We start from the raw sequence: 4,377 nt of genomic DNA on the forward strand, positions 1-4,377 counted from the left end.
GTGGGGGGCTGCCCACCAGCCGCTGGAATTACCGGCAAGTCTGGGAAGTGTGCAACTTATTGCGGGTGGAGATATTCGCCCTCCGCGTGCAGACGAAGCGGTCAGCGTGCGTTTTAAAGCGCCAGGATTGCTGCATATTGTCGGGCGCAACGGTGGGCGCAAGCTAAAGAAAATCTGGCAGGAGCTGGGCGTGCCGCCGTGGCTACGTGACACCACGCCACTACTGTTTTATGGCGAAACGCTGATTGCGGCGGCGGGGATTTTTGTGACGCAAGACGGTGTGGCTGAAGATGAGAATGGCGTAAGTTTTGTCTGGCAGAGAAACGCTTAGTTAAGTGAAAGCCGGATAAGACGTATCAAACGTCGCATCCGGCAAAAGTGAATCAGGACTCGCTCACCACCACCGTACCGATTTCCGGATGGCTAAAGCTGGTAATTTTATCCAGACGCAGCTCGCGGGTTTCGCCAGCGGCTTCGACGACCAGATACTCCACATTTTTGCGGGAGACTAAATCGCTGGCCTTCCCCTGCAATTTTTCGCCATCTTTCATCTCAAGTGTCAGCATTAAATGATGCTGGCAGGCGAGCTCAAGATTATCGTAATCATCACAATTGATTGGTTGATACGTATCATTCATTGACATAATCGCTCACCAGTAAGTTTGCCGCAGCGTATGCTGCTTTTTCCCTGACAGCCTCAGAAAGGGCGTCGTCGGCAGCCATTTCATTCAGCACTTTCAAAACGCAGCCCAGCGCGTCCGGAACGTATCCTAAGTCTCCGCTGGCGATTTCCGCGTACCGCTTGCGTATTAACTCACAATATTTTTCCACATGCCCTCCTGTCAGCACTCTGACTTAACCGTGGATGCAAGTCTAAGCCTACGAAGATAAACTCTGTTTCGCAAGGTGACTATACCACACTCATTTCTGCAATATCAGCGCCGCAACTGCACGTATTCCGTTACAATGGCCTCCTGATTCGAAAGGAGTTTTCTTATGGCGCTTAAAGCGACAATTTATAAAGCGACGGTTAATGTGGCCGATCTCGACCGCAACCAGTTTCTCGATGCCTCTCTGACGCTGGCGCGCCATCCTTCAGAAACCCAGGAGCGTATGATGCTGCGCCTGCTGGCGTGGCTGAAATATGCCGATGAACGTCTGCAATTTACCCGTGGCTTGTGTGCCGATGATGAGCCGGAAGCGTGGCTGCGTAACGATCACCTGGGCATTGATTTGTGGATTGAGCTGGGGCTGCCGGATGAGCGGCGGGTTAAGAAAGCCTGCACCCAGGCCGCAGAAGTGGCGCTGTTTGCCTATAATAGTCGGGCGGCGCAAATCTGGTGGCAGCAAAATCAGAGCAAATGCGCGCAGTTTGCCAATCTTTCCGTCTGGTATCTGGATGACGAGCAACTGGCGAAAGTAAGCGCCTTTGCCGATCGTACCATGACGCTGCAGGCAACAATTCAGGATGGCGTGATCTGGTTATCGGATGATAAGAATAATCTGGAAGTGAACTTAACCGCCTGGCAACAACCTTCATGATTGTGATTTCCCGACATGTTGCTATTCCCGATGGTGAGCTTGAGATCACCGCCATTCGTGCGCAGGGCGCGGGCGGGCAGCATGTTAATAAGACCTCAACGGCTATTCATCTGCGTTTTGACATTCGGGCGTCCAGCCTGCCAGAGTATTACAAAGAGCGCCTGCTCGCCGCCAGCCATCATCTGATTAGCAGCGATGGGGTGATAGTCATTAAGGCACAGGAATACCGCAGCCAGGAGCTGAACCGCGAAGCGGCGCTGGCCCGGCTGGTGACAGTGATTAAAGAATTAACAACAGAACAAAAAGCCCGGCGACCGACACGACCTACCCGCGCATCGAAAGAGCGCAGGCTGGCATCGAAAGCACAAAAATCAAGCGTGAAGGCGATGCGTGGCAAAGTGCGCAGCGGTCGGGAATAAAAAGAAGGAATGGATGGTGAAAAAAGCGATTGTGACAGCGATGGCTGTAATCAGCCTCTTTACACTGATGGGATGTAATAATCGGGCCGAAGTCGATACGCTTTCCCCGGCGCAGGCTGCCGAACTGAAACCGATGCCGCAAAGTTGGCGCGGCGTGCTGCCGTGTGCCGATTGCGAAGGAATCGAAACCTCTCTGTTCCTCGAAAAAGACGGAACATGGGTGATGAATGAGCGTTATCTGGGTGCGCGCGAAGAGCCTTCATCCTTCGCTTCCTACGGTACATGGGCGCGAACCGCTGACAAGCTGGTATTAACCGACAGCAAAGGTGAAAAGTCATATTATCGGGCGAAAGGGGATGCGCTGGAGATGCTCGATCGTGAAGGTAATCCGATTGAATCGCAGTTCAACTACACGCTGGAACCTGCAAAGTCCAGCCTCCCCATGACACCGATGACTCTGCGTGGCATGTATTTTTATATGGCTGATGCGGCGACCTTTACTGATTGCGCGACTGGAAAACGTTTCATGGTGGCGAATAACGCAGAGCTGGAACGTGGCTACCTGGCTGCTCGCGGTAACAGTGAAAAAACCGTGTTACTGTCTGTAGAAGGTCACTTTACGCTTGAGGCTAACCCGGATACCGGTGCGCCGACCAAAGTATTAGCGCCCGATACGGCAGGGAAATTTTACCCAAACCAGGATTGCAGTAGTTTGGGGCAGTAATTGAAAGCCGGAGCATTCTCCGGCTTTCATCACTGAGTCAGCCCAACAAAGCGACCCGCCTTGATATAAATCCCAGGCTTCAGGTGTCCAACATACTGTAACTGCGTTTCTGGCTTAAACGCAGAGACATCGCCAGTACGCATATGCATCAGATCGGCAGGGCTAATCCAGCCCGATTGCGCCAGCGTAAGCGGATGCCCGGCTTTGGCAAATGCATCAGTGACAAATTCTGAACAAAACCACGACTTTTTGTCTCCTTCGCCCACACCGCTTAACTGTGCTTTTGCCAGCCCGCTGATGCACTGTTGGCGAAAATCTGTGGAAAAAGGAATTAGTGAGCACATCTGGCGGGTCACCATAAACGGAATGAACTCGACAATGCCACGATAGTTGTAACCGCTGTCTTTGATTTTATTGGCGAAAGCGGTGATTTCTGTGGCTTGTTGCGGGGTCAGATCCGGGACTCGTAAGACGAAAAGCTTATCACTGTGCTTCATGGCTTTTTTAAGAGGAACAATCTGGACGCCATCTCCAGTCGCTTCTGCAACGTTATTTTCACCCAAATATATTGCAACGTGACTTACAGAGGAAGTGCTGAAGACGCGGATACCAAATGAGGTTACCCCAAGGCTTGAGGAGAACAGCAAATCGCCGGGTTTGAGATCAGGTTCGGTTATTTCTTTTATTGATCGTTCGGTGAAAGAGCTTTGATGCTGGAATTTGACTGCCCATGTTTTCGCCTCGGCATCCACCGCTGTTGCTGATGAGTCTGGCTGGCTGATATCAACGGTACAGGCCGAAAGTAAAAGAAAGAAGGGGAGAAGCAGGCGGCAGTACGCCTTTGGTTTATCCATTTTATACAATCCATGTAAAAAAGGGCCCTGAAATTCAGGACCCTTTCTGGCATTAGCCTTTAATCTGTTTCACCAGATATTCGACGATGTCACCAGTCTTAATTAACTGTTTCTCGCCGTTACGACGATATTTGTATTCGATATCGTCGTTGTCGAGGTTACGGTCGCCAAGCACAATAGTGTGCGGAATACCGATCAGTTCCATATCAGCAAACATCACGCCCGGACGCTCTTTACGGTCATCCAGAAGCACTTCGATGCCCTGCGCGCGCAGTTCGCTGTACAGTTTCTCAGCAAGCTCCTGTACGCGGAAGGATTTGTGCATGTTCATCGGCAGAATCGCCACCTGGAACGGCGCGATAGCGTCAGGCCATACGATGCCGCGTTCGTCGTAGTTCTGCTCAATTGCCGCAGCGACTACGCGTGTTACCCCGATACCGTAGCAACCCATAGTTAGAATTTGGTTACGCCCATCTTCGCCCTGTACGGAGGCTTTCAGTGCTTCGGAGTACTTAGTACCCAGCTGGAAGATGTGACCGACTTCGATACCACGTTTGATCAGCAGCGTACCCTGACCATCCGGGCTTGGATCGCCAGCCACTACATTACGAATATCAGCAACTTCCGGGGTAGCAACATCGCGATCCCAGTTGATACCGAAGTAGTGTTTGCCATCAATGTTAGCACCGGCAGCAAAATCACTCATCGCCGCAACGGTACGGTCAATCACCACCGGAATCGGCATGTTTACCGGACCCAGTGAACCCGGACCGGCTTTAACCACGGCACGAATTTCTTCTTCGGTCGCGAAAGTCAGCGGGCTGGCAACCTGTGGCAG

The 4,377-nt window shown here is 51.8% G+C and carries 8 protein-coding genes; 4 read left to right on the forward strand and 4 right to left on the reverse strand.

The window, feature by feature from the left end; all coding sequences use genetic code 11:
* On the forward strand, positions 1-331 hold a 331-nt coding region (gene tilS, locus EQY_RS0123040), incomplete at its 5' end, for a tRNA lysidine(34) synthetase TilS (protein WP_000326705.1).
* 52 nt (positions 332-383) lie between these two features.
* On the opposite strand, the gene rof is transcribed toward tilS, so the two are convergent.
* Entirely contained in the window at positions 384-644 is a 261-nt protein-coding gene (gene rof / locus EQY_RS0123045; RefSeq protein ID WP_000062320.1) for a Rho-binding antiterminator, read from the reverse strand.
* On the reverse strand, positions 631-831 hold the full coding sequence (locus EQY_RS0123050) for a YaeP family protein (protein ID WP_000417058.1): 201 nt from the start codon (positions 829-831) through the stop codon (positions 631-633). The genes rof and EQY_RS0123050 overlap by 14 nt, the downstream gene beginning before the upstream one ends.
* Before the next feature lie 165 nt (positions 832-996).
* Between EQY_RS0123050 and EQY_RS0123055 the strand changes: the two genes are divergently transcribed.
* The 3 genes from EQY_RS0123055 to nlpE are packed head-to-tail and all read left to right on the forward strand — an operon-like array spanning position 997 to position 2,685.
* Complete coding sequence (locus tag EQY_RS0123055) at positions 997-1,542, forward strand: YaeQ family protein (protein WP_001185297.1); 546 nt, start codon at positions 997-999, stop codon at positions 1,540-1,542.
* Positions 1,539-1,961 (forward strand): alternative ribosome rescue aminoacyl-tRNA hydrolase ArfB, encoded by a 423-nt coding sequence (arfB, locus tag EQY_RS0123060; RefSeq protein ID WP_000635553.1) that lies wholly within the window; start codon positions 1,539-1,541, stop codon positions 1,959-1,961. The genes EQY_RS0123055 and arfB overlap by 4 nt, the downstream gene beginning before the upstream one ends.
* 13 nt (positions 1,962-1,974) lie before the next feature.
* Positions 1,975-2,685 carry an envelope stress response activation lipoprotein NlpE gene (gene nlpE / locus EQY_RS0123065; RefSeq protein WP_000239167.1) on the forward strand — a complete coding sequence of 237 codons (711 nt, stop codon included), beginning with the start codon at positions 1,975-1,977 and terminating at the stop codon, positions 2,683-2,685.
* 29 nt (positions 2,686-2,714) lie between these two features.
* On the opposite strand, the gene EQY_RS0123070 is transcribed toward nlpE, so the two are convergent.
* Together EQY_RS0123070 and proS are read right to left on the reverse strand one after the other, a co-directional pair.
* Positions 2,715-3,539: a YaeF family permuted papain-like enzyme gene (locus EQY_RS0123070; protein ID WP_000360475.1), complete on the reverse strand. Its 825-nt coding sequence runs from the start codon at positions 3,537-3,539 to the stop codon at positions 2,715-2,717.
* 52 nt (positions 3,540-3,591) lie between these two features.
* Positions 3,592-4,377: proline--tRNA ligase (proS, locus tag EQY_RS0123075; protein WP_000685754.1), on the reverse strand; the 786-nt coding region annotated here is incomplete at its 5' end.

Origin of the sequence: Escherichia sp. TW14182 (assembly GCF_000208525.1) — a bacterium.
GTDB classification, from domain to species: domain Bacteria; phylum Pseudomonadota; class Gammaproteobacteria; order Enterobacterales; family Enterobacteriaceae; genus Escherichia; species Escherichia ruysiae.

Excerpts from the sequence above, each read along its gene's own strand:
- nlpE (WP_000239167.1), top strand. The coding sequence starts at position 1,975 with ATGGTGAAAAAAGCGATTGTGACAGCGATGGCTGTAATCAGCCTCTTT.
- arfB (WP_000635553.1), top strand. The coding sequence starts at position 1,539 with ATGATTGTGATTTCCCGACATGTTGCTATTCCCGATGGTGAGCTTGAG.
- EQY_RS0123055 (WP_001185297.1), top strand. The coding sequence starts at position 997 with ATGGCGCTTAAAGCGACAATTTATAAAGCGACGGTTAATGTGGCCGAT.
- rof (WP_000062320.1), bottom strand. The coding sequence starts at position 644 with ATGTCAATGAATGATACGTATCAACCAATCAATTGTGATGATTACGAT.
- EQY_RS0123070 (WP_000360475.1), bottom strand. The coding sequence starts at position 3,539 with ATGGATAAACCAAAGGCGTACTGCCGCCTGCTTCTCCCCTTCTTTCTT.